The organism is Coprococcus sp. AF51-11b1 (genome assembly GCF_027682785.1).
GTDB lineage: Bacteria > Bacillota > Clostridia > Lachnospirales > Lachnospiraceae > Allocoprococcus > Allocoprococcus comes.
In genome coordinates this window covers 232,381-258,247 of record NZ_JAQCZB010000002.1, presented here as the reverse complement: position 1 = coordinate 258,247, position 25,867 = coordinate 232,381, and the positions used below count along the sequence as shown (strand labels likewise).

The window sequence follows — 25,867 nt, the reverse complement described above, 5'->3', positions numbered from 1 at the left end:
TTTACATTTTCATATTTTAATTTTCTTATGAAAGCAATGCTCTCACTGCTTCTCCGTCAAACACAACTTCTTTTACATGATTTACCTCGATCTGGTACAGTGCATTTGCCGCAATATGTTCGGCTGCCTGCTCCAGATCACGGATTCCTGATGTATTGGAGTAAAGTTCAATTATCACATCAAGACCTTCATCTGTCACCGTACACTCGTCCTGACGAAGGCTCATTCTCTTCAGGATCTTCGGAAGTGCAAATCTGGAAAAGATGATCTTCTTCTCTTCCGGTGTATAATCCGGGATATCGATAACTGCAAAACGGGACATGATCGGTGCACTGATCTGATCTTTTTCATTGGCAGTTGCAATCGGATATACGCCAACTGTCGGAACATTACACTCAATATAGTTATCCGTAAATCCAAGGTTATCAAGGAGTGTCAAAAGTACATCCGCCGGATTCCCATTTCCTTTTCCGGATGCTGCTTTGTCCAGCTCATTGATGATGAATACCAGGTTGGATTCTCCGGCTGCCGCAAATGCTTCCATAATAATTCCCGGTTTCGCATTGGCGTATACACGGGAACTTCCTGTAAGCTGTTCCGGATCGTTAATGGAACTCATATCCAGAGTTGTCCACGGAAGCTTCAGGATACGTGCAATTGCATAAGCGATCTGCGATTTACCGGTTCCGGCCGGTCCGATCAGAAGGATTCCATACGCCGGAAGAGTGTGCGTTCTGTTGATCTGGATGATTGTTTCGATGATTCTCTGTTTGACACGTTCCATTCCGTAAAGCTCTTCATCCAGGATTCTTCTTGCCTCATCCGGATCAATGGATTCAAAATAATTGCTCTTCCACTGAATATTCATCATGATTGAAAGAGCTCTCTGCGCATGTCTTCTTTCTTCCGGTGACACTTCGTGTGATCTTGCAACAGCAAGGTTTCTTCTTGCCCACAGACGGATATTGTCCGGAAGGGTTCTTCCTGCACAGTTCATAAAATCGGTGATACTCTGCAGGCTTGTCAGCTTCATGCTGTCGCCGTCCTCTTCCATTTCCTCATCCACTGCTTCTTCTGTCGGCGCACTGCTTGCGAAAAGACGCTCGATCATGAACTGCAGGAAACCATCTTCAGCTGAAAGCTTGGTTGCCCCACCGAATGCGATCTCCCGGATCTTGTATACTGCATAGCCGTCTGCACGGTTTTCACCGGAAAGACGGACATTGATGTGATTCTCGCCCAGCCATTTGATCAGGCTTACAAATCTCGCATCGATCTGGAGAATGTCCGCACTTACAGTTCCATCTTCCTCGTCAAATTCAAAGGATGTCTTTTTAATCGGGTTGGTGAAAACACCACAGGAATGATGCTTCCATTTCCGGTTGCTGTTATCCAGAACCAGCATCGGCTTCTCCGCTGTCGCTTCTGTCTCATTCGAGCGGAATGTTGTATAAGTACATTCCTGGGCCTTTTTTTCATCTGGTGTGTGTTTAAAATCAAAAACTGGCATGATTTTTACTCCTTTTTCCTTTTATATTCGCTCTTTTCAAATTGTATATTCTTGCACATTTTATGAATAGTCTGTACCTATCTTAACACACTTGTTGCATATCTGAAAGTCAAAACCATTTCTTCATAGTATTTTTATTCATTTAGATTTTTATTTTCCTTCTGCTCCAGTCCTGCAAAAAACAGCTCATAAAAATCATCTTCTCCTTCCAGTTTCGGTGAATTTTCCCCACCTCCATTGGTGCTCCGCTTCATCTCAGCATGAAATTCTTCTCCGGCACAGATCAGTCAATCTTAAGTTCCACTCTGCTTCCGCCTGCTTTTTCCTTTGTCACCACAATCTGTTTCTCAATCCTTGCTTTTAATTCCTGTACATGGGAAATGATTCCCACCAGACGGTTGCCCTCCGTAAGACCATTCAGTGCTTTCATCGCCTGTTCCAGTGACTCTTCATCCAGTGAACCAAATCCTTCATCGACAAACATGGTATCCAGCTGGATTCCGCCTGCCGATGCCTGGATCTCATCAGAAAGTCCGAGTGCCAGCGAAAGAGAAGCTTTAAAGGATTCCCCGCCGGAAAGCGTCTTCACGCTTCGCTCAGAACCATTGTAGTGATCGATTACGTTCAGTTCCAGACCACTCTGACTCTTCCGGTCATCCGTATCAGTCTGGCGTTTCAGCTCATATTGTCCTCCACTCATCACCATAAACCGCGTATTTGCACGGGCAATGATCCGGTCAAAATAATTGGTCTGGATGTAGGTCTCAAACTTGATCTTTTCTTTGGATCCGCCTTTGATCTTTCCATTTACCGTATCGGAAATTTCACGCACCTGTGTCCAGTTCCGCTCAAGCTCAAGAAGTTTCGCACTCTGCTTGTCAATCGCATTCCTGATTTTCAGATTGTTCTCATAACGGATCCTGATCTCTTCCATCTGTTTTTGAAGCTCTTTTTTCGCACCTGATACTTCCTGTCGTGCCTGCCCAAGCTCTTCCATATCGGTTTCTTTATTACCTGCAATCTGCTTCTCCAGCGTTTTCTTCTTCGTCTTTGCCACTTCTACCGACTGACTGCAGTCCTGGAATGCCTTCTGGGCAGCATTCAGATTCTTATCGATCTCTTTTTTCTGCTTATCCAGCTCTTTGATCTTCTGTTCTGCTTCTGCTTTCTCCGGAAATTCCAGTTTGCCACGCACCTTCACAGCCTGCTCTTCTGCATTTGCTTTATCTCTCTCAGACACAAGGAGCTGATTCTTTCGTTCCTGTTCTTCCTCCTGAAGCTTTTTCTGCATCTGCTCCAGTTCCGGAATCTCAGCTTCCAGCTTCTGCTTTTGTGCCACTGTTTCTTTAGCTACTTCCAGCTTTTTCTGTAATTCCTTTTCTGACTTTTCGAGGGCATCCATCTGTTGACCGATCAACGCCAGCGATTTTTCAAGCTCTTCTTCCTGTATGCTGCTGTCAAAACTTTTCACACTCTTTTGGATTTCTTCTTCCAGCGCTTTTAACTGGACCAGCTTTTCATTTGCCTTAAAGCTTGCATCATTCGTCTTTTTCTCCACATCAGCAGTCTCTTTCCGGTATTTTTCAAGCTCTTCTTTTTCCGGTGCACCCTCCATCATCTGTGCCGGACATGGATGGTGGACCGATCCGCACACCGGACACGGCTCTCCCGTTTTCAGAACCTTTGCAAGAATCCCCGCCTGCTCATCCAGAAATGCCTTCTCCATCCAGGCAAGCTGTGTCTTTCGCTCTGTACATTCCTCCTGCATGACAAGGTATGCTTTCTGCGCCTCTTCCACACTTTTCTTCTGTCTTTGGTATCTTTTATATTGAATAAGAATGTCTTCTGCCGTTTCTTTTCTTACTGAAACCTCTTTTTGTTCTGCTGTAACTTTCAGAACTTTAATTTCCGCATCCTTCAGCTGTTCCAGTAAATTCCTTTTCTGTTCCAGCTGCGCCTGCATCTGCGCTTTCTTTTCCTGATACTGGCTTTCCCGGCCCTTTAATATCTCAATCTGTTTTTCAAGCTCTTTAATCTGCTTCTGAAGTTTTTTCAATTCGTCATACTCTGCAAGCTTTTCCTGCCTCTTTCCGATCTCTTCTGTTAACTGCTCTCTTTCCGGCACTTTTTCCTGTTCTTTCTTCAGTGCCATTTCCAGTTCTTCCAGCGTTGGTGTCTTCTCTGCTATCGTCTGCTCCGCTTTTTCCAGTTCCTTTTTTGCACGGATCACTGCCTCTGCCTTTCCGATTCTCTGGTTCAGCTCTTCCAGATCTTTCTCGATCTTCGTTAAATTCTTCTTCTTTTCTTTCACCGAATCTGCATCCTGATTTGTCAGAGTTTCCAAAAGTTCCAGAACCTTGTCCGCATGAACCACCGCTTTGCTCTCACGGATCTTTTTCACATCCGCAGCAAGCACGTCATCCTCATCACAGCTGATATCCTTCATGTACTGCAAAATGCTTTTGCTGACATCCTCATACTGTTCCTGCAGTCTGCCGCTTGCATTTTTCATTTTCTCCTGAAATGCAAGATACGGTCTGGTATGAAAAATTTCCCGGAAAATTTTGCTCCGCTCCTCAGTTTTTGAAAACAGAAGCTTCATAAAATCTCCCTGCGCCAGCATTGCAATCTGAGTAAATTGTCCGCGGTCGAGCCCGATCAGTTCTGTCACTGCTTTCGTGACCTCTTTTGCCTTTGTGACCGGAAGCCTGTCATCCGGAAATTCCAGTACCGCATCCGCTCTTTGCAGCGTCATGCCCTCGCCCCTGTCCTTTGGACGCATGTACTCCGGATTTCTCCGGATATGGTAGTTCTGCCCCTGATAGAAGAACTCCAATTCCACAAAGGTCGGCGTCTTCGGATCCGCATATTTACTCCGAAGCATCCCCGGCTCTCTTTCATTTCCACTCGCTTCCCCGTAAAGTGCAAATGCGATTGCATCAAAAATTGTGGTCTTTCCGGCACCGGTATCGCCGGTTATCAGATAAAGCCCCCGCTCACCAAGTTCATCCAGAATGATCTCTGTCTCTTTTGCATACGGTCCGAATGCAGAAATCGTAAGTTTTATCGGTCTCATCTCTCATCCTCCCATATTTCTTCCATCATTCCTCTGGCAATCTCTTCCTGTTCATCCGTCATGGGCTGGTTGTTCTGAAGCTCATAGAACTCTCTTAAAAGCTCCATCGGGGATTTCTCCTCTACTTCCGCCGTTCCTCTCACTGTCCCTGCCGCTCTCGTCCGCAGATTGTCATAAGACAGCTTCATGATATTCGGATAAATGCATCGTAGCTTCCCGATCGCATCCGGGATATCCTCTTCATCAGTCAGCGTAATGTGAAGATAATCGTCCGTGTTCATATCCTTGTAAAAATCCAGCGCAGTCACTTCCATATACGTGCCTCTGACTTCCCGCATATCATGTTTCGGCAAAAATGGAATCTGCTGAATATTTATTTTGCCTTTTTCTTCTACATCAACGATGACTGCTGCTTTTTTGTGATTGGTTTCAGAAAAAGAATATTTGAGCGGCGTCCCCGAATACCGCACTGTCTCTTTCCCGATCTTCTGCGGGCCATGGAGATGCCCAAGCGCCACATAATCAAATCCGTCAAAGACAGATGCGTCCACATCATCCACACCGCCTACAGACAGTTCTTCTGAATCACATCTTGCCGCACCGGTCACGAACTGATGCGCAAGCAGGATATTTCGTTTGTCTGTGTCGATCTGCATATGCTGCACTGCCGCATTTACAGCATCCTGATAGGTGATAATTTCTTCCTCCGGATACACTCTTTTTACCAAAGACGGCTTCACAAATGGAAGCATGTAAATATTGATCTCACCGTACCGGTCACTTATCGTTACTGGTTCTACATCCGACTCAAATACCGGTGAAAGATAGATCTGTCTGCTGCTCATCAGTCTTGAACCGAAAGCAATTCTTTCTGCAGAATCATGGTTTCCACTGATCAGAAACACCGGCAGCTCCCTCGCGGCGATCCTTGTCAGGAAATCATCCAGAAGCCTCACCGCCTCTGCGGACGGAATCACCTTGTCGTAAATGTCGCCCGCGATCAGAACCGCTTCCACCTTCTGCTCATCGATAATGTTCAGTATCTCTTTTAAAATATATGCCTGATCCTCCAGCATGGAAAATTCATTCACACGCTTGCCGAGGTGCAGGTCTGATAAATGAAGAAATCGCATGGTTTTCTTCCTCCATAAATGCCTGATTAAAGAATAATCTCTTCTATTTTACAGGTATGTTCTTTCGTTGCTTTTTTGTAATTAATTCCTACAAGGTAATATCCAGATAAATCACATCGTAATGATTGAGATATTTTTCAAAAGTTGCATCTTCCGGTATCATCCAACGCTGTCCTTTTTTACTGCACCATATATTTGTCCGCTTTTGCACAGCGCATTTACCTGACGTTTTGAAAGATTCCATTTATCTGCTGCCTGTAGAGATGTTATATATTCCATTGAATCCATCCTTTCTGACTTAATTTCTGTTATTCCAATTATAACCGGGAAGTGGGAAGTAAGCAACGCTCGCTTCCCACTTCTCTATATGTTGGATTTATTTTGAAAATATTAAACCGGAAACAGATATTTATGATTCAATTTTTCATTCTGACAAAAAGTTTTAAAAAGGGCTATTGTACTAATTAGTACAATAAACCCGCACATCCCTTTTTCAAACTTTCCTTACCCACAAATCTTCTCTCAAACTGCTCGTTCCCACATACACTTCATACGGAATTGAAAATTCCGCCACAAATTCATTTCTACCCTCATCAAAATATGCCATCTCTCGAATCGGGCAAACCAGTTTCACTTCTTTTTCTTCTCCGGCATCCAGCCGTATTTTCTGAAAATCCTTGAGCACATACTCCGGTCTTTCTACTTTGGAATCAGCTGCTCCCACATACATCTGTACCACTTCGCTGCCTTCCCGCTTCCCTGTATTTTTCGCGATCACAGACGCATACAGATTTTCTTCATCTCTCCACGCCTTCATGCCGGTAAGCGTAAATGTTGTATAAGAAAGTCCATATCCAAACGGATAAAGCGGTTCCACATGATTTTTATTCAGAAGTGTATATCCGTGATAGTAATCGTATCGGAACTCTTCTGCATCCCAGTCAATCTCCGGCAGATCTTCTTCTTTCTTCGGAATCACAAATGGAAGTTTTCCACCCGGATTCGTTTTCCCGAATAATACATCTGCGACTGCCTTTCCACCTTCCATTCCTGGATAGTACGCCATCAATATCGCTCCGACCTGATCTTCCCACTCATCCATCAGGATCATGCTTCCGCCAACCAGAACCACCACTGCATCCTGCCGGACTTTTCCGACTGCATCAATAATTCTCAGCTGTTCCTCTTTTAATCCCAGGCAGTCTGTCCTGTCGCCGCCCTCATTCTGAACCGTCACATCTACCGATTCATTTGCCACACATTCTCCTTCATCCAGATAATCATTTCCCGCTACACTCACAACCACATCTGCCTCTTTTGCAAGCCGCCTGCAATGGGATGCACTTTCTCCGGAATAATAGATCACTTCCGCATCTGCAGGGTATTCCGTAATTCCCTGCAGGATCGTCACCACATACGGTGCATAGACCTGACTGGAACCCCGGTCACCAATATTTTCTCTGTCAGCGTAACTTCCCAAAACTACGATCTTCTTTCCCTTTTTACAATCTATCGGAAGTAACTGATCTTCATTTTTCAGAAGCGTAATTCCTTCTCCTGCGCACCTCAGGGCAAGTTCCTGATGCTTTCTGTAATCACAACTTCCTTCTTTTTTGTGTTCTTCTATAAAATGTTCATGTGCCAGTAAAGTCCGGATAATCCGGAGTGCTGATTCATCAATCGTCTGCTCCGTAACTTCTCCTTCTCTTACTGCTTCCAGAAGCTTTTCTCCATAAAAATGTGTGATCGGCATCTCAATATCAAGCCCGCTTGAAGCCGCTGCAACGGTATCTTTCACTCCCCACACAAAATCACAGATCGTAAATCCGTCAAAATCCCACTCATTCCGAAGCACTTGTCTGAGCAAATATTCATTTTCCCCACACATCGCTCCCTGATAGCGATTATAAGCACTCATCACAGAACCGGCTCCGGCATCAATACACTTTTTAAAATGGCTGAAAAAAATCTCTCTTTCTGTCCTTTTATCACATTCGATTGACACTTTAAATCTTGCATTTTCCATAGAATTAAAGGCAAAATGTTTGACACAGGCGATCACGCCATTCTCCTGTACTCCGCGGACCAGTGCACTTCCCATCCTGCCAAGAAGATACGGATCTTCTCCATATACTTCCTGCGCCCGTCCCCATCCCGGATGATAGGGCAGGTTCACACATACGCCACCAAAAAAGTTTGCACCAACGTCCAGAACTTCCTCTGCAATGGCGCGCCCGATCTCTTCTTCCAGCTCCGGGTCAAAAGCTGCTCCTCTCATGGACGCCACCGGAAAACATGTTGCTTTTTTGCATCCGCATACAACACCTCTCGTCCCATCTGCAAAAAGCATTGCCGGTATGTCTTTCTCTTTTATACCACCTGCACGATATGGATGTTCATTATAATGTACTTTTAATTTTTTCCGAATTGCTCCCCGAACCTCAGAACGGATTTCTGACCCACTCATCAAAGAAACTTTTTCTTCCAGTGACAGCGTTTTCAAAATATCCTTCGCCTGTTTTGTATATGTCAGCCGATATGCCTTCCAGTCCATTTTCTTATCCATTCAGAATCTCCCTCAAAATCCTTTTTACCTCTGAAGTCTCATAATTCAGATACCCCTTCAGTGCCTCATCATATTCTTCCACCTGTCCTTTCTCACGAAAGGCTTTCGGCGTAAACCCGGTTTCTTCCCTGAATACTCGGTAAAACGTTTTTTCCGATCCAAATCCACATGCATCCAAAATGTAATTCATATTTTTATCCGTATTCTTCAGAAGATTCTTTGCCTGCTCTATACGCAGATTTTCCAGAAGTTCTTTCCCGGTCAGATCCAGTGTTGTCTTCAGATTGCGATCCAGAGATTTACGGCTGAGCCCGATCTTTTTACATACCAGATCCATTACCTTTTCTTCTCCCATATGTTCTTCCATAAGCGTAATCGCCTTTACCGTCAGTTCCTGATCATTCTGTGCAGCTGCATCTTTAAACCTAATATCATAAATAACCTGATCAAAGAGATCTGCGATCATGGTACACACCTGTGCCCTTATCCGAAATACCTGATGTCTGTCCTCGCGCATAGATTCATATACCAGTTCAGCCATCTTTTTATAAAAATATGCGAATCCTTTTTCCGGCTCTTCCTCGTCTGTACTATCAAGATAAAACCGTACCTCTTTATTGTCCTCCTCATCAAACGCCAAAAGCTCACGCCTCATCTGCACGAACATACACAGATTTTCTTCATTTTCTACTCCTTTTATCGCATGGATCACATTCGGATTCACCAGATAGATATCCCCCTTTTTTAATCTGACCTGCTCCGACTGCACCTGCATCCAGATACTCCCTTTTAATATTCCGATCATTTCATATTCATTATGCCAGTGATAGGTACTGCTCTGAATTGGCGCAACAAATATATTTACAGGAAAACTCTGATTATTTGTTATTGACTCATAAATGGAATGTGGCATATGGACCTCCCGTGTTCATTTCTCCTCAAAATATACTTAAACATTCTTACAAATCATTATACAGGATTTTCTCCCATACTGAAATATATGCGCAAAGAATAGCCGCCAATCCTGACGACTATCCTCTGTAATTTTTACAATTTTCTATTTTTCGTTCGCTCTTTTTTCTTCCAGTCCTTTTGCGATCTGTGGATAGATCTTATCCAGATTACAGAAGAACAGTGCAACCATTCCGATAACAATCAGAACTGCTGGAACCATTGTAAATACAGTCTTGATTCCTGAAATGGTTACTGCTGCCTGAGCAACTCCTTTAGCGGTAAGGCTTCCATCGTATGCTGCCCATGCAAGTCCCCATCCGACAATTGCGGATCCAAGACCGGCTCCGACTTTCATACCAAAGGATGTAACAGAGTTTGTCATACCATCAAGGCGGACACCTGTCTTCCACTCACCATAATCAATAACGTCTGCAACCATTGCGAAAAGTCCTGCATTGTGCGGAATTCCACCGATTCCAAGGCAGACAAGTCCGATGACTGCTGTTGTAAATGAAGTTCCTGTAAATGCCATGATCAGTACCCCAAGAAGTTCAATTGCATATCCGATCATCATGCTCTTCCATTTTCCAAGTACTTTATTGATATAAGGGTAAATCAGGTTACCGATCAGTTTTGGTAAAATAAAGCATAATGTAAGTGTTCCCATCAGTCCTACATTTCCAAGGACATCTCTTGCATAATAAATACGAAGTCCGTTATTTACACCAAGAACTGTATAGTTGATAACAAATACAACCGTCAGAAGCCAGAAATATCTGTTCTCGAAAAGAAGCTTGAATGATTCTCTGACACTGATTTTGTTTTTCTGTTTCTTAGAAGTATTTTCTTCTGCATGTGTACGCTCTTTTGTTCCTGCAAATGTGATCAAAAGCAATATTGTAGCAATTACACCAAAGATTGCTGCCATTCCGGTCCATCCGAATTTTCCTACCAGGTTATTGCAGTTGTAGTTGATGAAAAGTACCACTGACATTGTAACAAAGAAACGGATAGAACTCATTGTTACACGGTCTTTCGGATCCGGTGCTTCCAGTGAAAGCAGTGTATTATATGCCAGGTTACATGCGGTATAAATAGCAACTGCCATCAGGATATAGGTAATGACCGCATAAACCATCTTTCCTCCGCTGCTCAGTCCGGACGGCACACTGAACATCAGAACCAGTCCAAGTCCCATTGGGATTGCAGTCCATAAGATCCACGGTCTTGCTTTTCCCCATTTGGTATGTGTACGGTCGATAATGCTTCCCATGATCAGATCTGAAATTCCGTCCAGAAGTCTTGTGAGAAGCATCATCGTACCAATCGCTGCTGCTGCAAGTCCTACACTGTCTGTGTAATATAATGTCAGGTAAGAACCGATTGTTGTCCATACCAGATTGCATCCACCATCTCCGACAGCAAATGCAAGAATCTCTTTCCATGTTGGTTTACTGTTTTTCATGTTTCTTCCTCCTAGTTCCTTTTTCCTTTTAGATTTAATGTCAAAAGAGAAAGTACTCCTTCCCCTTTGTATACCAGATACAATTTCTTTTCTTCGGTAAATGTTACTTCTGTTTCAGCGGTTTTCCACCATTTACATGGCTTCAAAGAAATAACTGCCTTTCTTTCTCCATTCTCTTCTGTGTAAATTTCCAGTTCACCCGGGGCATCTGTCTGATAAACGACTTCAATTTTTCCGGTTTCTTCCAGATTGATATACTTATATCCAATTCTCGTTCCATCTTTAATGTTCGTGATATAACGTTCTTCATTTACACTTGTCATATAAGGGAAATCAACTTCCTGGTTGGTTCTTCCAATGGAAGACAATGCTCCCATGTGTCCATTCGTCAGATTGCAACAATAAACTGCCGGATAAGATGCATCTCCTGAAAGAGGTCCTGGATTCATTCCGCTTGTCGTAATCGTTACCTGCGGAATCTGTCCGTTCTCATCAAAATACACCTTTTCTGCACATCCCTGTCGGTTATACTGATTCAGGAAAGTATGACGGTGATAGAACATATACCATTGTCCGTTTATCTCCACCAGACCACCATGATTATTTCCAACAGACATCAGTTTGTCTTCTTCTTTTCTTCCGTTGTATCCGACATCCCCATTGCTTACAATGACTCCACCAAATTCAAATCCTTCCATCGGCCTGTCACTGATTGCATAGCAGAGCTGATGCGTATTTACGGAAGAATAGATCAGATAATATTTTCCGTTTATTTTTCGAATAGATGGCCCTTCAAAGTATTCGTTTCCTTCAAATGAAGTTCCTTTTCCATAATTCAGACTCGGAATGATCACTTGCGGTCCTTTTTTTACGGTGATCATATCGTCTTCCAACTGAAGTACGCTTCCGCCTTTCAGATCCTGGTCTTTATAACGCGGGATATTGATCATGCATGGTGCAAATCCAAAATACAGGAAATTTCCTTCCTCTGTACAGATCACAGATGGATCATAGGTCTGATTTTCCATCATCGCCTGACCGTCTTTGTACTGGACACGTCCGTAAAATTCATACTGCCCTGCCGGTGTATCACAGACAGCCACATTGATGGAATCCTGGAATTTGATGCAATAATATAAGTAATATCTTCCATCACGCCCCTGTACTACATCCGGCGCATATAAAGGAAGCACATTTACGTTATACGGATCCTGATCTTTTCGGTAGATCACGCCTTCATAATGCCAGTCAGACAGATCATCCAGCGGTGCCGACCATGATACATAATCCTGCTCACAAAATTCATTCCCATTCTCCAGATCATGACTTCCGAATACATATAATCTGTCTTCAAACACATGCGGTTCCCCATCCGGAATATGTTCCCACAACGGGAGATATGGATTATGACATTGCGTTTTCATACGCTTCTCCTTTCGCTTTTTTATTATTTTTCTTTGTTTTAACGTTTCTTTTTCGTTTGCAATATGATTCTATCTTGAATTTTAAATCTTGTTCTGTCATTTTAGACCTTTCTCACTGTCAAATTTGGACATGTTTTGTGCTTGTTGGTCGTTTTTAACAATTTTATAGTTTTATTTTTATGCATTTTCACTAATCGCATTTTGAAAAGCAGAAAATATCAGATGATTTTGAAAAAAGTCAAAAAAAGAAAGTGCGTGTGAAAAAACAAGAGTTTTTTCACACGCACTTCACACGGCATAGCCGTGAATAATCTAGGCTAATTATACGCAAGTATTTTCTTTTTATCCTTACGCTCTCATTATTATAAACAAATTTCCAATCATTTAATATCAAAAAAGAATGTACCTTTCCGCACATAGTTCACAAAAAGATACCACCCATAACGTGATATGATATTTTTAATTTTTTATAAGAGATCCTTTATTTTTTATCCGGTTCTTCTTCTCTGAGTTCTTTCATCTTTCTGAAATACGAACTCATCTCATCTGCCATTCCCGAAAGCCTGTTCAGCAGTCCGGAAAACTCCGTCAGCATCTCATCATCCTTGTAATACGGATACACAATATCATGGTCAATCTCGCTCCATCCTTCTTCAAAAAGCGTTCTGCCCTGGATTTCCAGATAGTATCCGTGATACTTGATGATATAATGCAGTGAACGGTAATACCCGCCTGTCCGCACTTCAATCTGCGTACTGTCATAAATCCTTGTATCCCCGGAACGCTTATATACTTTTGGACGTTCTGCGATATAGCAGTGCTCCGGATCCTCATCAAAATCCCGCAGCCTGTCCTCTATATAATTGTTCGGATCATTTTCAAACATCGAAGTGATGAACTTATGAAAATGGATCCAGTCCTCCCGGTAAAGGAAGAAAACCCTGATACCAATCAAATCTGTGATGTATTTGTGGTAATTCGATTTGTTGATATGTTCAAATTTTGCATAATTTTCTTTCCGCTTCCGGATGATCTTTTCCAGAAGGTGCATTGGATTCTTGGTTCTGTAACGGTAGGAATGGATCCCTGCCCGCTCAATATCATAAATATATTCATCTACAAATTCTTTTCCCAGATGACGGAACAATTTCGTTTTTGACATATAATCTTCATAGATCTCTGTCAGCTCCTCCCAGGAAATTCGGGCAGCCGTAAGGTCATCCTCTGTCAGATTACAGGTTTTCAGAAATTCCTCTTTATTGATCATTTGCTTTCTCACCCAATTCTTTCCGGCCCATGCGGACCTCTTCCATATGACCGGCAAGCTCTCTGTCCATATGATCGAACAGATAATTTTTCGCACTCTCTTTGTGCAGCTCCCATTCTTCCTGAATCTGCCGGTTCACGATCTTCACCTCTTCCAGGAACTCCCGGGAAGATATGATCGTACCTCCCTGTCCCTGTGTGATCACCTGTTCCACACCATCTGATGTAACTACCGTCACATGATACTTTCTTCCGACTTCATGTACTACCTTTTCAATGTACATATCCGCCGTCTCAGCTTCTTTTGTATACACAACATGAATGTTGTGGTATTTGAAGATTTCCATTGCTTCGCCTTCAACCTTGTAGGCATCAAATACAAGGATCAGAGGATAGTTCTTGAACCCCTGATAATTGCAAAGCACATCCATCAGTTTATTTCTTGCTGCTTCAATATTCTCTTTTGCCAGTTCTTTCAGATCATCCCATGCGAAAATAACATTATAACCATCTACCAGCAAATATTCCTGTACGCCTTCTTCATCTTTCTTTGCTTTTGGCGTTTTCCCTGCAGTCACAGTCTTTGGAAGACGATCGGCTTTTCTCTCTACCCGTCCGTAAGTCCGGATAAAAATCTCTTCCAGTTCCCTGTCTTCTCTGGCATTACGCGCATAATGCCTGCCGCCTCTGGCTGCTGCTTCTGCTGATCCGCTTTTCTCCTTGCGTAAATTTACCGGTACAGTCTCATCCAGACTTTTTTCTGTCTCTCCTGCCAGCCTTTTCCGCTCTTCCAGGATCTTCGGAAGCTGTGCCTCAATATGCATATGTTCCGGCACTTCCTGCCACGGTACATTATATCCCGCTCCATGAGCACAGAATACAGAGCCCGTCGGATTCTCCACATCCCGCTCCGGATCGTAACCAATCGCCTCTACAACCTCGTCCTGGTTATGGCATGGAAAATATCCCTTCAGCGTACAGAACAGTTTCCCTCTTCCTCTGCTGTATGTGGTTACTTCTCTCTGATAATCCTGCATTTCAGACACCGGTGCACTTCCGGTGACCACAGCCATATCATCTTCCGTCTCCGGTCCGTCAAATTCTCCATTCATCCGCTGAATATCCGTAAGTGCACGGCCTGTCATCTCTGACGGAATTTCCAGACGAAATGCATAATACGGTTCAAGCAGTACATTCTCTGCCTGCATCAGTCCCTGGCGGATCGCACGGTACACAGCCTGGCGGAAATCTCCGCCCTCTGTATGCTTCAGATGTGCACGTCCACTGGCAAGTGTGATCTTCACATCAGTAAGCACCGATCCCGTCAGAACGCCCCGATGCTCTCTTTCCAGCACATGCGTCAGGATCAGTCGCTGCCAGTTCTTGTCCAGCACATCCTCACTGCAGATCGTATCGATCGAGATTCCACTTCCCGGCTCTCCCGGTTCCAGTATCAGATGCACTTCCGCATAATGACGCAGCGGCTCAAAATGCCCTACTCCTTCAACTGTATTTTTAATCGTTTCTTTGTAAACAATATTCCCGCTTCCAAAAGAAATATCCACGTCAAACCGTTCTTTTACAAGGCTTTGCAGAATCTCCGTCTGCACTTCGCCCATCAGCTGGACCTGGATCTCTCCTGCCTCTTCATTCCAGACTACACGGAGCATCGGATCTTCTTCCTCCAGTTGTCTGAAATTCTGCAGCATCCGGTGTACATCACAGCCTTCCGGCAGCTCCACCCGGTAATTCAGAACCGGCTCCAGTACCGGTGCCGAAGAACCTTGCTGCATCCCAAGCCCCTGTCCCGGATAAGTCCGGGTAAGTCCTGTCACAGCACAGATACAGCCTTTTTCTGCTTCCTGCACCATCTCGTACTTGTCCCCGGAATAAATCCGGATCTGGTTAACTTTCTCCTGCATAGGTTCTTCCTCTGCCATATATTCCAGGATCTCTTTGACCTTCAGTACTCCGTTTGTGATCTTCACATGTGTCAGACGGCTGCCCTGTGAATCTCTGGATATCTTATATACCTTCGCTCCAAATGCCTCTTCAGCATGCGTCCCGCTTACCGGTCCGTCCATGTATTTTCCCAGTCCGTCCAGTAATTCCTGCACACCTTCCAGCTTCAGTGCCGAACCGAAATAGCATGGAAATACCTTTCGTTCCCGGATCAGCGTCTGAATCTGGCTCGCCGTGATCTCTCCATTTTCCAGATAGCTTTCCATTACCGTCTCGTCGCACATAGACAGCTCTTCCAGGAATTCTTCACCCGCTTCTGTAAAATCCACACACTCTCCGCTGAGCTTCCGCTTTAATTCAGTAAATCTGTCCTGTCTGTCCGTACCGTCCTGATCCATCTTATTTATGAAAATAAAGGTCGGAACCTGATACCTTGCAAGAAGATTCCACAGGGTTCGTGTATGTCCCTGCACACCGTCCGCTCCGCTGACAACCAGGATTGCATAATCAAGAACCTGCAAGGTACGCTCCATTTCTGCTGAAAAGTCCACATGCCCCGGTGTATCAAGAAGAGTCACCTGCTTGTCTCCAAGCACAAAATTCGCCTGCTTGGAAAAAATGGTAATCCCCCGGCTTCTCTCCAGCGTATACATGTCCAGAAACGCATCTCCATGGTCAACTCTTCCAAGCTTTCTGATCTGACCGGTAAGATAAAGGATTCCTTCCGAAAGCGTCGTCTTTCCGGCATCCACATGCGCCAGAATCCCGACAGATATATATTGTTTTGGCTTATTTTCAGATGTTGCTGCCATCGAAAAAATGCCCCTTTCTGCTCATAATAATCTCTTGATTATCATATCACAGAAAGGGGCATAAGTCGACACGCGAATCTTTTTATCTGTCCTGCTTTTCATTTGACATTTTCTGCGGTAAGATACAATCAGAACAAATTTCTAAAAAAGGAGAGTGCCATTTACTCATGAAAAATACTGACTTAACCAATACTTACCGCGAACTTGACAGAGAACTTGCCATTTTGCATGACCAACTCGAAAGCCACCGTTCTTTTGAAAATATCCTTTTTCTCCCGACTCCCGAAAAGATCAGGTCGGTCTGCGAAAAATGGAACGATTTAAAAACACAGGTTGAAAACCTGGATGCACCGGACAATGTCTATCGTCTGGTGAAGCATCATCTGAATGACTTCCTGGATTCTCTTAAATTTACTATCGAAGAAAAAGAACACAATCCGGAAGCACCTCTCCTGGATTTTGTCTATTATCTTCAGGAAATTGCTCGCTGTGACAGGCGTTCTAATGAAGTACGTCTCGATGTCCTGACCAGAAAATTACAGGCATTTCATGAAAATCAGGATTTGATCCTTAATCTGATCCACACACAATACGGAGAAAATGAAGCTTCCCTTTCTTCTGCCTTTGCCCTCGCAAGGCTGGATATGCAGCGCGACCAGAAACTGTTAAATGAATATTTCCCGGATTTCACAGAAGAACAGATTGCATCTTTATCACAGTCCTTCCGGATTTTTATCGATCAGCTTCAGGAAATGGCAGATTTACTCGGTTCTGACTGCCAGTCTGACTCTGAAGAATTGTTAAAGGATGATCTCTCAAAGACCATCAAGATGGATCCGGAAGCTTACCGCAGCCTTCTGAAAAACCGTCTTGGTGTATCTCTCGACGAACTGCTTGCATGGCATAAAGAAGAAATTGAAAAGACCCGTGCTGAAGTATTCGAAATCGCCTCCAAATTAGAGCTTCCGGAAGGAACTCCGAAGACAATGAAAGAAGTCAGCGATGTGCTTTTCCGCTATGCCGGTCCTTGTGACAGTGCCGAGGAAATGTATACACGTGCCAGAAATTATCTGAAACGTACCCGTGCTGTCGCTCATGAATATGTACGTCTTCCGGAAGATGAAACCTGTCTGTGCGTTCCTCTTCCGCCTTGCTATAAGGATTCTTACCCTTGGGGCGGTTATGAGGGTGGTGATTTCCGTGTCAAACCGCTCCGCGGCCAGATGTTCCTGAATCAGTATAATTATCAGAACATTACCGATGGCTGGATCAAGATGAATACCATGCACGAAACTTATCCGGGACACCATGTCCAGTTTATCCGTGCAGCGATCGATCCGACACCGGAAACTGTAAAAATAGGAGCAAAAAGTGTACCTCTGGAAGAGGGAACCTGTATTCGGACTGAACGCGCATTTACCTTTATCTTTGCAGAAGACCCGTTCTTCCCTCTGTTCGTTGCATTCCGCCGTCATCATGCCTCTGTCCGTATCCTGGTTGATCTGCAGCTGTATTATTTTGGAGCGACACTGAAAGATGCTGTAAAAATCTACGAAGAAGAGCTTGGCTTTGACCGCGTAACTGCCCGCGCCCAGGTACAGGCACACCAGAATGCGCCGGGATATTTCACATGCTATTATTATGGAATGAAGAAAATCTGCGACTGGGAAAAAGAGTATGGATATACGAAATGGGATTATACGGAACTGCTGTTCTCAGCCGGGCGGATCAGTATGGAAAGCCTGGAGATGCTGGTTAAGATGACCAAAGAAGAGCAGGGACGTTTCTTTACGGAGTTCCGGAGCTTGCTGATGGATGAATAAGGTAGGTTTTAAGGTGTTGGAGGGGGACGAAAAAACGGATAAATAAATGAATCGGGTATGCTTCCCACGCACTGGGCATTCCGATGAGCCTCTGAAAGCGTATATTGTGTCAGCAATGGCTTCCACAATATACTGAGTCTCATCTCCATAGTGCTCAAGGGAATCTGACCCGATTCATTTATTTATCCGTTTTTTCTGGTACTCCTGCAACTTGAAAATTTTCCCTTATGGAACATCAGCTCGCTGCGCATGGCTAATGGTGATTTGTTTGTCTAGGGTTTTAACCATATTCATAAATTTGAGTATAATGATTTGTTTTAGTTTTTAAAAATTTGTATCTTTAAAATATTTCCAACAACACATTATTATAAAGATATAAGTCTACCAAGTTCTTCACGTTTCTTTTTAGTTATGCCATAGATATTTATGTGGTTCAGGTCACCGCTGCGGTCTGTAAAGGCGGGGAAGAGGAAGCCGGATGTTGGGGATCCGGGTTCGTATTCGCCGACAAGGGGACAGATGGCGCAGATGAGGTAAGGGAACATCTCTTCGGATTCTCCGAGGCGTTCTTTGTCGGTGGCTTTGGCTGGGATATCGTAGTTATCATGGAAAACATAGATCGCGTAAGGGGTGGTGATCCGGATGTTTTCCATGATGATATCATAAAGAGTATCCATCAGGGCATCGTTTTTAAGTTCACAGTCTCTGAGCGCCATCAAAAGCTGCCACATACTTCCGGCTTTCTGATTTTCCGGCTGGATCTCGTATTTTTTCAGTTTTGTGTTTGTCTCTGCAAATGGAATTGTTTTGGCGATTGCGAGATTTTTTGTTTTTTCTGACGGAGAGAGTTTGAGGAAGTTGATGTTAAAGCTTCCGTCAAAATCTCCGTCTGCATCTACATAACAGCCTGCTATTCTTGTGAATGATGTTCTTGCAGGCGTCATCCGCCGCGTCAATTCCAGCATATCTTCTCGGTTAATCATTTGTATTTGTTCCTCTCTTTGAATATCAATTGAGTCTCACTCCGTTGACCTGTTTCTATTTTCTAAGTTCTCATATCATCCATTGCTAAAATTCTTCTATTTCAGCAACACGGTTCCCCTGTTTTTCTTTCCAAATCATCAGGTACACTTTGAAATCTACCGAATCTCTCGCCGCAGCAAATGGCTCCTCACGTACAAGTGTAACTTTCTGTCCGTTTGACTCCAGCTCTGCTTTTCTTTTTTCGGCTTTTTTCAAAATGTTCTGATAGTTCTGATTAAATTTCTCCCCAAAATCCCTCCGTGGATAATTTTCCGCTTCTTTGGCAAGTTTTTTATTTAGCAAGTCTACAACCGCCGCATGTTTCTCTCGATGTAATAGTCGGGCAATCCATCTGCTCATTCTTTTTCCATGATATCTCCGGTATCTTTGCAACCACCACAACAGACTTTTATCCCCTACTTCTTTAACGAGCTCTTCCATTACATCCATTGCCTCTTCGGTCGGATTCCACGGATCTTCCATCGGGACAATATATTTTGCTGGAACTGCCGGATAACAGGTATAGTTCAGCGGAGGAAAATGTACCAGTTTTGCAAGTTTCTGTTCTGTATCACTTGTTGCCTTTTCTCCAAGATATTCACATTTATCACTCAGAATCGCCAGACGATATTCCAGAATCCGCAGATACTCATACCCTTTCAACCAAAAATGTCCTATATCTCCGTAATTATAGAGATTCATCTCCAGCGAAAGATCTTGGAAGAAAATGGTCACAACCGTTTCGCCCTGATATACGACAAGTACATATTCTCCATCCTCCTGGCTTAAAGTTGCGTCCAGCTCTCCTTCATAATCTTTCTGATAATGTCCGGTCATTCTTGCACCAGAGAATACCAGAAAGCTTTCCACTGCATCATTCATCAGATACACCAGACGCATTTCATCCTGGTTTTCCACATCTTTGTCTGGAAACAGAAGTTCAAACTGATCCTGACCAAGTAACTGGGCAAGCTTCTGGAAGGCCTCCGGAATTTCTTCATATGCACTTTCTGTATCCATGAACGCTTCCTCTGCTGACATATTTTCCTGTATTTCCAGTTCACTCATCTATTCCTTTTCTCCTTCATTTGCCTCTTCCATATCCACACAGGCAAGTCCTCTGTCCTCCACATAACTGACACGGATCACTGCCTGTGACCAGTTGAGGCTGATCCTGGCAGCCTTCTGCTTCTCTTCTCCGGCTTTCCGGAGCAGATCCAAAAGTTTCTCCAAAACTTCTCTTGTCAGATAGCCACCTCTCCACTGAAAGGTCAATGTCCTGCCCTTCTTAGCCGCCTGCAGCGACCGTTTATAGACATCTTCTTCTTTTGTAAAGGAAAGTTTCTTCTCCCGATAATAAAAATGATCCCCATTCGTACAGACCGGTGCCGGTGCGATCAGCGGTTCATGATCCCGGAAAATCTTCTTGTCGTCCAGATTGAAATAATCATAGCGGATCTCCTGTCCTGCCGCACTGTGTTTACCAAGTGTATTGTCAAAAGTTGCATCCAGATGATAATATATACCACCAATTTTTACGATATTCCAAGTATGACGGTACTTGATCCCTTTTTCCGGATTGTTACCACAGACTGCGATCATGCACCAGATTCCAAGCGCATCACAGAGTACTTTCACAGATTTTGCAATCCCTTCACATACGCCAACTCCATGTCCAAGTGGACCGATGATCTCATGGGAATACGCCTTTTTCAGCTTATCATAAGTCACATTATCACAGATAAAATCATGAATATATTTCTCCTTTTCCCATTCAGACAAATCTTTTGCCACCCGCGCAAGTTTTTCTACTCTGGAGGACATTGCCCTCTGATGCTCCCGGATTTTATTTTTGTCAAACAGATACTCCGGTACAAAGATCAGATTCGGAGAGTCCTGATAGTATTTATACTTATATCCTGTCATCCAGAAAATCTCCGGATGATCCAGCCGAAGCCTGAAAAAGACATCATAAAGCTCCGCACTTTCTATGCGCGGTATCTGAAATTCATCCGCAAGTGCATTCGCTCCCTGCATGATTACATGGTATGCTGCCTGCTGCTGTTTCGTCATTTTGGTATAATAGAATGGTTCCATGAAAGTCCTCCTGCGCAATGTTTCGATTCTCCTATTATACATTTTTTCACGAAAACACGAAATGTTTTACGCTAGTTTTTAACGAAAATAGAAAATGTTTATACCCGTTTCTTAACGAAATCACAAAATGTTGGCCCTTTTCCGCTTCTTTCAGACACATAAATTCCCTTCATTACTTATATAAAAAGGCTCCATATAACAGTTTTTACTGCTACATAGAACCTCTTCCATTCTTTTATTTCTCAGTTTCACTTGATACAATTGCCGGAATCCGGATCGTGACGATCGTACCTTCGCCCTCTTTTGACCATATCTGAAATCTGTATTTATTTTCATAAATATAGTCCAGTCTTTCTTTAATATTTTTTATACCGATATGTTCTCCTCTTTCCATACTTGACAGTTTACGCTGCGGTTTGCTTAATTCATCTAGTTTGTCCTGAGACATCCCTGCACCATTATCTTTTACAATAATCTCAACTTCATCTTCTTCCATTCTGATACGAATCGTAATGCATCCGTCTATTACTTCGCCTTCTTCATCCGTATTACATAGAATTCCATGAAAGAACGCATTCTCTACAAGTGGCTGCAAAATATTTTTTGCAATCAGATATGGCTCAACCCCCGCTTCGATATCAATAACACTTTTAAATATTCCTGTATATCGATATTTCTGAATCAGTAAATATTCTCTCACTACTTTAATTTCCTGCTCTACTGTATCATAAACATTATCCACCTCTATACGTAGTCTGTCCCTTAAAATCTGAATCATAGCTTTATTCACTGCAATCACATCTTCATTCCGGTTTTTCTGTGCCAGATATGTAATCATATTCATGGTATTATAAATAAAATGCGGATCCACCTGCGAAATCATCAAACCATACTTCAGTTGCTGCTCTCTCTTTTCCTGTTCGACCATTTCAACAATATTTTCCTGCAAACGTTTTGCCATAACATTAAACGAAGCGCCTACTTCTCCTATTTCATCTGTTGAATTCACCTCGATTCGTGCATCCAGATTTCCTTCTGCTATTTCATTCATTTGTTTTGATACATCCGTAAGCGGACCGGTAAAATGATTTACAATCGGAATCATAACTAACACAATTCCAAGCCCAAAACATAAAATCAGTATTTCTACCAGAAAAATCAGCGAACGGTTATTGTCCAGAATATCTTTTCTGCTCTGCCTGCAAATAATCTTCCACCCATCTTCTTCTGAAAAACGTACTGTAGTAATCCCATCTTCCTGCTGCCAATAACCTTCCTTATAGCTTTTTCCATACTTCATGTTTTTCAGAGTTGCGTTTACATCTATTTGTGTTTCCTTAACACTTGGCTGTAAAATCTGATTATTTTTATCAAGAAACAGATAATCGTTACTGTAATCTTTCATCTGGTTTGCAATATAGTACAACTGGTCAAAAGATGCTATAACAGTAAGATTGCCTTTCTGCCCATGATATATATATTCCATCGTATATCCATAAACCATGTTAAATATATTTCCAAATGCTGTATCTGATTCCCCGTCATAAGCAAAAGGATTCAAAAAACTTGTCTTTTTCCCTTTTAAATCTAATTCTTTTATTTCACTACAAATATGTTCTTTTACTTTATTCGAAAATCCTACTGTTGAAAAATCATATATTTCATCCGCCTTTTGGACATCCAGATAAATCCCGATGATTCCATATGACTGAATTTTATTTTTTACACCAAGCTGGGATAAAAAAAGACTTATTTTCGCATTATTTGCTTCATTCGGCTCCGACATATATTGATCTATTTTCTGAATAAGTTCTGGTTCTTCTGCCACAATCTTTGTAAATCTTACCAGTTCTTCAAAATTCTGATCTAACTGAGACATGATCTGCTCATTCAGAATCATAGTATCCTCTCTGTCTTTCACACTGATATTTCTATATACCAGTTCCGGTAATGCCGTGAGCAATATTCCCATAATTACTAAAAACACACATAATTGTGCTATAACCAATTTATTTCTTAATTTCATGACCTCTTCTACTCTCCGGCTAATAATTTCCTGCGATATTGGTTCGGTGTCAGTCCTGTATATTCTTTGAAAATTTTACTGAAATACTGACTGGAAGTAAAACCTGTCTTTTCTGATACTTCATAAACCATATATTCTTTATCCTGGAACATTTTCTTTGCATTTTCTATTCTGACATTATTGATAAAATCATTTACCCGTATTCCAGTTTCTGTTTTAAATTTCGTTGATAACCAGGAAGATGTCACACCAACATGCTCCGCAACTTCCGCTGCTGTAATACTTGCATCACCATAATTCTGATTGATATAAGCCATTGCATTGATTGTCACATCGGAATAAATCATTTTTTCTTTCTCATTTTTCATTCGACAAATTTCTTCTATCTTGTATTCAATATATGCCTGAAGATCTGTTACTTTTCTAAAATCATAAGAACTGCATCCCTCGGTCATCAAAAATCTCTGACCGCTTGTTTCTCCAATCAGTTTTCCATCAAACAAACTAAGAGCCTCCAAAATATGTTCTATATATTCCAAGTATTCTGTAACATTCTGTTTTTTTTCTGTTTCATGCAATCGGTTTTCTATTTTTTCAATTTCTTCTGTTTTTCCCTGTTGTAAAGACTGATAAATTTCTTCTGATGAAATTCCTGACAGTTTCTTCTCATTTTCCTCTTTTCCGTCATAACGCAGCTCCTGTAACTCTACTTCATTTTTTAAAATATTATTTTCCAGTTGTCTTTGATAATTTGTAAAATTAGATCGGAACTGCCTTACCATACTTCCATGCAAACAATAATATACATGATACAGTTTTTCTTCTCTGTTAATATATTCATACAGCTTTCTTGCAAAATCATAAATTCTGTCATTTATTTCTTTTTGTGAAACAATTCCTTTTCCGAATTCAAGCAAAATCAGATATTCATCTTCGTTTACCGGAAACCTGGCCCCTACATGAATCCCAGTATTTTCAGATACATTTTCGCACGCTCTTTTTATGAGCCGATTATCCAATGTCATCTGATTGTTATCAAGTGGAATATATTTCTTTAAAATCTTCGGAACCTTTCTTTGAGAAACGATAATATAATAATATTTCTTATGCAAACCTATATAATCATTTTCATCAAGAATATCTTTATATACCTCTTCTGAAATATTTTTTCTAAATAATTCCTCTAAAATTGCTGTAATTGTATACTGCTTTTTTGCTTTTTCTTTTATAATTTCTTCTTTTAATTTTAGTATTTTTCTTAAAAACCCATCTTCCTCCAGATCACTTTTTAAGATATAATCATCAATTCCTAACCGGATTGCCTGTTTTACATAATCAAAATTTTTATATGCTGAAAGGAACAGAATATGTGTATTTCCACCATATTCGCGAATTGCATCCCCTAATTCCAATCCATTTAATCCAGGCATCTTTACATCTGATATCACCAGATCCGGTCTATGTGTCTTGTAAATTGCAAGTGCCTGTTCTGGATTTGTCGTTACCCCGATCAATTCAAATCCATGATACTCCCAATCAATAATATGCTCCAAATACTCCAGTGCCAGCTTTTCATCATCCACTAACAATACTTTTATCATATTTTCTTCCTCCCATTATGCCCTGTCAAATGCTGTCTATTCCGATTATACAGCGACACCCGGAGTATCGCAAGCTGACAGGATGCGTATACTCCGGGTGTCATTTAAATTATTTTTTATTGTGCGTTTGTTCTCACAAGCTCTTTTTTCAGCTTTCGTTCACTGATAAAGTTCATTACTCTCTGGTTGTTGTAAGTAAAGATCATAATAACCAGAAGGAAGATTCCAGATGCTGTATCCTGCAGCGAAGCTGAAAGTCCCATGCTGAGAAGTCCTGTCGTCAGCATATTTAAAATAAAGTTTCCGATAAAGATTCCGATTACCAGATTACAATACTGTTCAAGTGCCAGTCCCACATAAATTCCAAGCATGCAGTTGAAAATAATATTCGTACTTGACATGTACATCGGCGTATCAATTGATCCCTGTATAGAAATCTTCAAAAGTGCCGCAACTCCAAGGAATAATGATGAAACTACATAGCAGAGGAATGCTGTTTTCTTGGTATTGACACCTGAATTTTTTGCAATTCTCTGTGAACTTGCACATGCTCTTACATTATATCCAAACTTTGTATAGTTGAAAATGATGTAGAACAGTACAAACATGATCGCAAAAATAATCAAACAATACGGAAATCTTCCAAGTGTTGTAATTTCTCCGTTAATAGCTGTTACCCATGAAATACTTGCCAGGTTGGATAATGTCTCATATACCATGCAAACACCAAGTGCTGTAACAATTGCCGGAACTCTCAGTAACATATACATAACACCTGAGATTGTTCCAAGTACAATGCCCGCTCCAACCACAATCAATGCAAATGGTATCAATCCGATTCCGTAAAGATATACCATTTTTGCTCCGAACATTGCCGAGAGCATTACAACCGCACCTGCACTAAGATCCATTCTGTTACACAACATGTTCGAACACATTGCGAATGAAATTAGCGTAGGGGCCAGCGTTTGCTTCAGGTTCATAATAAGACTCGCCGGTTTTCCAAATGCTCCGCCGGAGCATATGAAAAACAGAAGATATACAAATACCGGGAGCATAACGACTTTGCATACATTTTTAACTGTATCTGATTTCGTTTTCATACGCCTTCCCTTTCCATATCCGTTAA

The 25,867-nt window shown here is 42.1% G+C and carries 16 protein-coding genes; 1 reads left to right on the top strand and 15 read right to left on the bottom strand.

The genetic code is table 11. From position 1 onward, the window contains the following. Nucleotides 1-25: 25 nt before the first annotated feature. The 9 genes from PGY05_RS03600 to PGY05_RS03560 all read right to left on the bottom strand — a co-directional run bounded on the left by PGY05_RS03600 (nucleotide 26) and on the right by PGY05_RS03560 (nucleotide 16,168). Complete coding sequence (locus PGY05_RS03600; RefSeq protein ID WP_173686354.1) at nucleotides 26-1,510, bottom strand: AAA family ATPase; 1,485 nt, start codon at nucleotides 1,508-1,510, stop codon at nucleotides 26-28. A gap of 283 nt (nucleotides 1,511-1,793) precedes the next feature. Next, nucleotides 1,794-4,586, bottom strand: a complete 2,793-nt coding sequence (locus PGY05_RS03595) for an AAA family ATPase (RefSeq protein WP_270475369.1) — start codon at nucleotides 4,584-4,586, stop codon at nucleotides 1,794-1,796. Further along, nucleotides 4,583-5,719 (bottom strand): exonuclease SbcCD subunit D, encoded by a 1,137-nt coding sequence (locus PGY05_RS03590; RefSeq protein ID WP_175305759.1) that lies wholly within the window; start codon nucleotides 5,717-5,719, stop codon nucleotides 4,583-4,585. Before PGY05_RS03590 ends, PGY05_RS03595 begins: the two co-directional genes overlap by 4 nt. A gap of 493 nt (nucleotides 5,720-6,212) precedes the next feature. Beyond that, on the bottom strand, nucleotides 6,213-8,285 hold the full coding sequence (locus tag PGY05_RS03585; RefSeq protein ID WP_270475368.1) for a beta-glucosidase family protein: 2,073 nt from the start codon (nucleotides 8,283-8,285) through the stop codon (nucleotides 6,213-6,215). Then, the gene (locus PGY05_RS03580; RefSeq protein ID WP_173690579.1) at nucleotides 8,278-9,198 is read right to left on the bottom strand and encodes a helix-turn-helix domain-containing protein; all 921 of its coding nucleotides are present in this window, start codon (nucleotides 9,196-9,198) and stop codon (nucleotides 8,278-8,280) included. The genes PGY05_RS03585 and PGY05_RS03580 overlap by 8 nt, the downstream gene beginning before the upstream one ends. 144 nt (nucleotides 9,199-9,342) lie before the next feature. Then, nucleotides 9,343-10,704 carry an MFS transporter gene (locus PGY05_RS03575; RefSeq protein WP_195434654.1) on the bottom strand — a complete coding sequence of 454 codons (1,362 nt, stop codon included), beginning with the start codon at nucleotides 10,702-10,704 and terminating at the stop codon, nucleotides 9,343-9,345. Nucleotides 10,705-10,715: 11 nt separating this feature from the next. Next, nucleotides 10,716-12,128: a family 43 glycosylhydrolase gene (locus tag PGY05_RS03570; RefSeq protein WP_195434652.1), complete on the bottom strand. Its 1,413-nt coding sequence runs from the start codon at nucleotides 12,126-12,128 to the stop codon at nucleotides 10,716-10,718. A gap of 481 nt (nucleotides 12,129-12,609) precedes the next feature. Further along, the gene (locus PGY05_RS03565; protein ID WP_008373342.1) at nucleotides 12,610-13,395 is read right to left on the bottom strand and encodes a hypothetical protein; all 786 of its coding nucleotides are present in this window, start codon (nucleotides 13,393-13,395) and stop codon (nucleotides 12,610-12,612) included. After that, nucleotides 13,385-16,168 (bottom strand): translation factor GTPase family protein, encoded by a 2,784-nt coding sequence (locus tag PGY05_RS03560; RefSeq protein WP_270475367.1) that lies wholly within the window; start codon nucleotides 16,166-16,168, stop codon nucleotides 13,385-13,387. Before PGY05_RS03560 ends, PGY05_RS03565 begins: the two co-directional genes overlap by 11 nt. Before the next feature lie 167 nt (nucleotides 16,169-16,335). Between PGY05_RS03560 and PGY05_RS03555 the strand changes: the two genes are divergently transcribed. Continuing rightward, the gene (locus PGY05_RS03555; protein ID WP_270475366.1) at nucleotides 16,336-17,991 is read left to right on the top strand and encodes a DUF885 family protein; all 1,656 of its coding nucleotides are present in this window, start codon (nucleotides 16,336-16,338) and stop codon (nucleotides 17,989-17,991) included. Nucleotides 17,992-18,356: 365 nt separating this feature from the next. Here the strand turns inward: PGY05_RS03555 and PGY05_RS03550 are convergent, their stop codons facing one another. The 6 genes from PGY05_RS03550 to PGY05_RS03525 all read right to left on the bottom strand — a co-directional run bounded on the left by PGY05_RS03550 (nucleotide 18,357) and on the right by PGY05_RS03525 (nucleotide 25,841). After that, nucleotides 18,357-18,974 carry a DUF4317 family protein gene (locus PGY05_RS03550; RefSeq protein ID WP_270475365.1) on the bottom strand — a complete coding sequence of 206 codons (618 nt, stop codon included), beginning with the start codon at nucleotides 18,972-18,974 and terminating at the stop codon, nucleotides 18,357-18,359. A gap of 85 nt (nucleotides 18,975-19,059) precedes the next feature. Then, nucleotides 19,060-20,082: a DUF3878 family protein gene (locus tag PGY05_RS03545; RefSeq protein WP_270475364.1), complete on the bottom strand. Its 1,023-nt coding sequence runs from the start codon at nucleotides 20,080-20,082 to the stop codon at nucleotides 19,060-19,062. Continuing rightward, nucleotides 20,083-21,111 (bottom strand): transglutaminase domain-containing protein, encoded by a 1,029-nt coding sequence (locus PGY05_RS03540; RefSeq protein WP_270475363.1) that lies wholly within the window; start codon nucleotides 21,109-21,111, stop codon nucleotides 20,083-20,085. It abuts the gene before it with no gap. A 235-nt stretch (nucleotides 21,112-21,346) separates the two neighbouring features. After that, the gene (locus PGY05_RS03535) at nucleotides 21,347-23,137 is read right to left on the bottom strand and encodes a sensor histidine kinase (protein ID WP_173685257.1); all 1,791 of its coding nucleotides are present in this window, start codon (nucleotides 23,135-23,137) and stop codon (nucleotides 21,347-21,349) included. 8 nt (nucleotides 23,138-23,145) lie between these two features. Further along, a complete protein-coding gene (locus PGY05_RS03530; protein WP_055260329.1) occupies nucleotides 23,146-24,738 on the bottom strand; it encodes a response regulator transcription factor in 1,593 nt (530 codons plus the stop codon). Between the two features lie 116 nt (nucleotides 24,739-24,854). Next, a complete protein-coding gene (locus tag PGY05_RS03525; RefSeq protein WP_055247455.1) occupies nucleotides 24,855-25,841 on the bottom strand; it encodes an ABC transporter permease in 987 nt (328 codons plus the stop codon). Between the last annotated feature and the right edge of the window lie 26 nt (nucleotides 25,842-25,867).

Coding starts and splice junctions, on each gene's coding strand:
- PGY05_RS03600 (WP_173686354.1), bottom strand. CDS start 1,510: ATGCCAGTTTTTGATTTTAAACACACACCAGATGAAAAAAAGGCCCAG.
- PGY05_RS03595 (WP_270475369.1), bottom strand. CDS start 4,586: ATGAGACCGATAAAACTTACGATTTCTGCATTCGGACCGTATGCAAAA.
- PGY05_RS03590 (WP_175305759.1), bottom strand. CDS start 5,719: ATGCGATTTCTTCATTTATCAGACCTGCACCTCGGCAAGCGTGTGAAT.
- PGY05_RS03585 (WP_270475368.1), bottom strand. CDS start 8,285: ATGGATAAGAAAATGGACTGGAAGGCATATCGGCTGACATATACAAAA.
- PGY05_RS03580 (WP_173690579.1), bottom strand. CDS start 9,198: ATGCCACATTCCATTTATGAGTCAATAACAAATAATCAGAGTTTTCCT.
- PGY05_RS03575 (WP_195434654.1), bottom strand. CDS start 10,704: ATGAAAAACAGTAAACCAACATGGAAAGAGATTCTTGCATTTGCTGTC.
- PGY05_RS03570 (WP_195434652.1), bottom strand. CDS start 12,128: ATGAAAACGCAATGTCATAATCCATATCTCCCGTTGTGGGAACATATT.
- PGY05_RS03565 (WP_008373342.1), bottom strand. CDS start 13,395: ATGATCAATAAAGAGGAATTTCTGAAAACCTGTAATCTGACAGAGGAT.
- PGY05_RS03560 (WP_270475367.1), bottom strand. CDS start 16,168: ATGGCAGCAACATCTGAAAATAAGCCAAAACAATATATATCTGTCGGG.
- PGY05_RS03555 (WP_270475366.1), top strand. CDS start 16,336: ATGAAAAATACTGACTTAACCAATACTTACCGCGAACTTGACAGAGAA.
- PGY05_RS03550 (WP_270475365.1), bottom strand. CDS start 18,974: ATGATTAACCGAGAAGATATGCTGGAATTGACGCGGCGGATGACGCCT.
- PGY05_RS03545 (WP_270475364.1), bottom strand. CDS start 20,082: ATGAGTGAACTGGAAATACAGGAAAATATGTCAGCAGAGGAAGCGTTC.
- PGY05_RS03540 (WP_270475363.1), bottom strand. CDS start 21,111: ATGGAACCATTCTATTATACCAAAATGACGAAACAGCAGCAGGCAGCA.
- PGY05_RS03535 (WP_173685257.1), bottom strand. CDS start 23,137: ATGAAATTAAGAAATAAATTGGTTATAGCACAATTATGTGTGTTTTTA.
- PGY05_RS03530 (WP_055260329.1), bottom strand. CDS start 24,738: ATGATAAAAGTATTGTTAGTGGATGATGAAAAGCTGGCACTGGAGTAT.
- PGY05_RS03525 (WP_055247455.1), bottom strand. CDS start 25,841: ATGAAAACGAAATCAGATACAGTTAAAAATGTATGCAAAGTCGTTATG.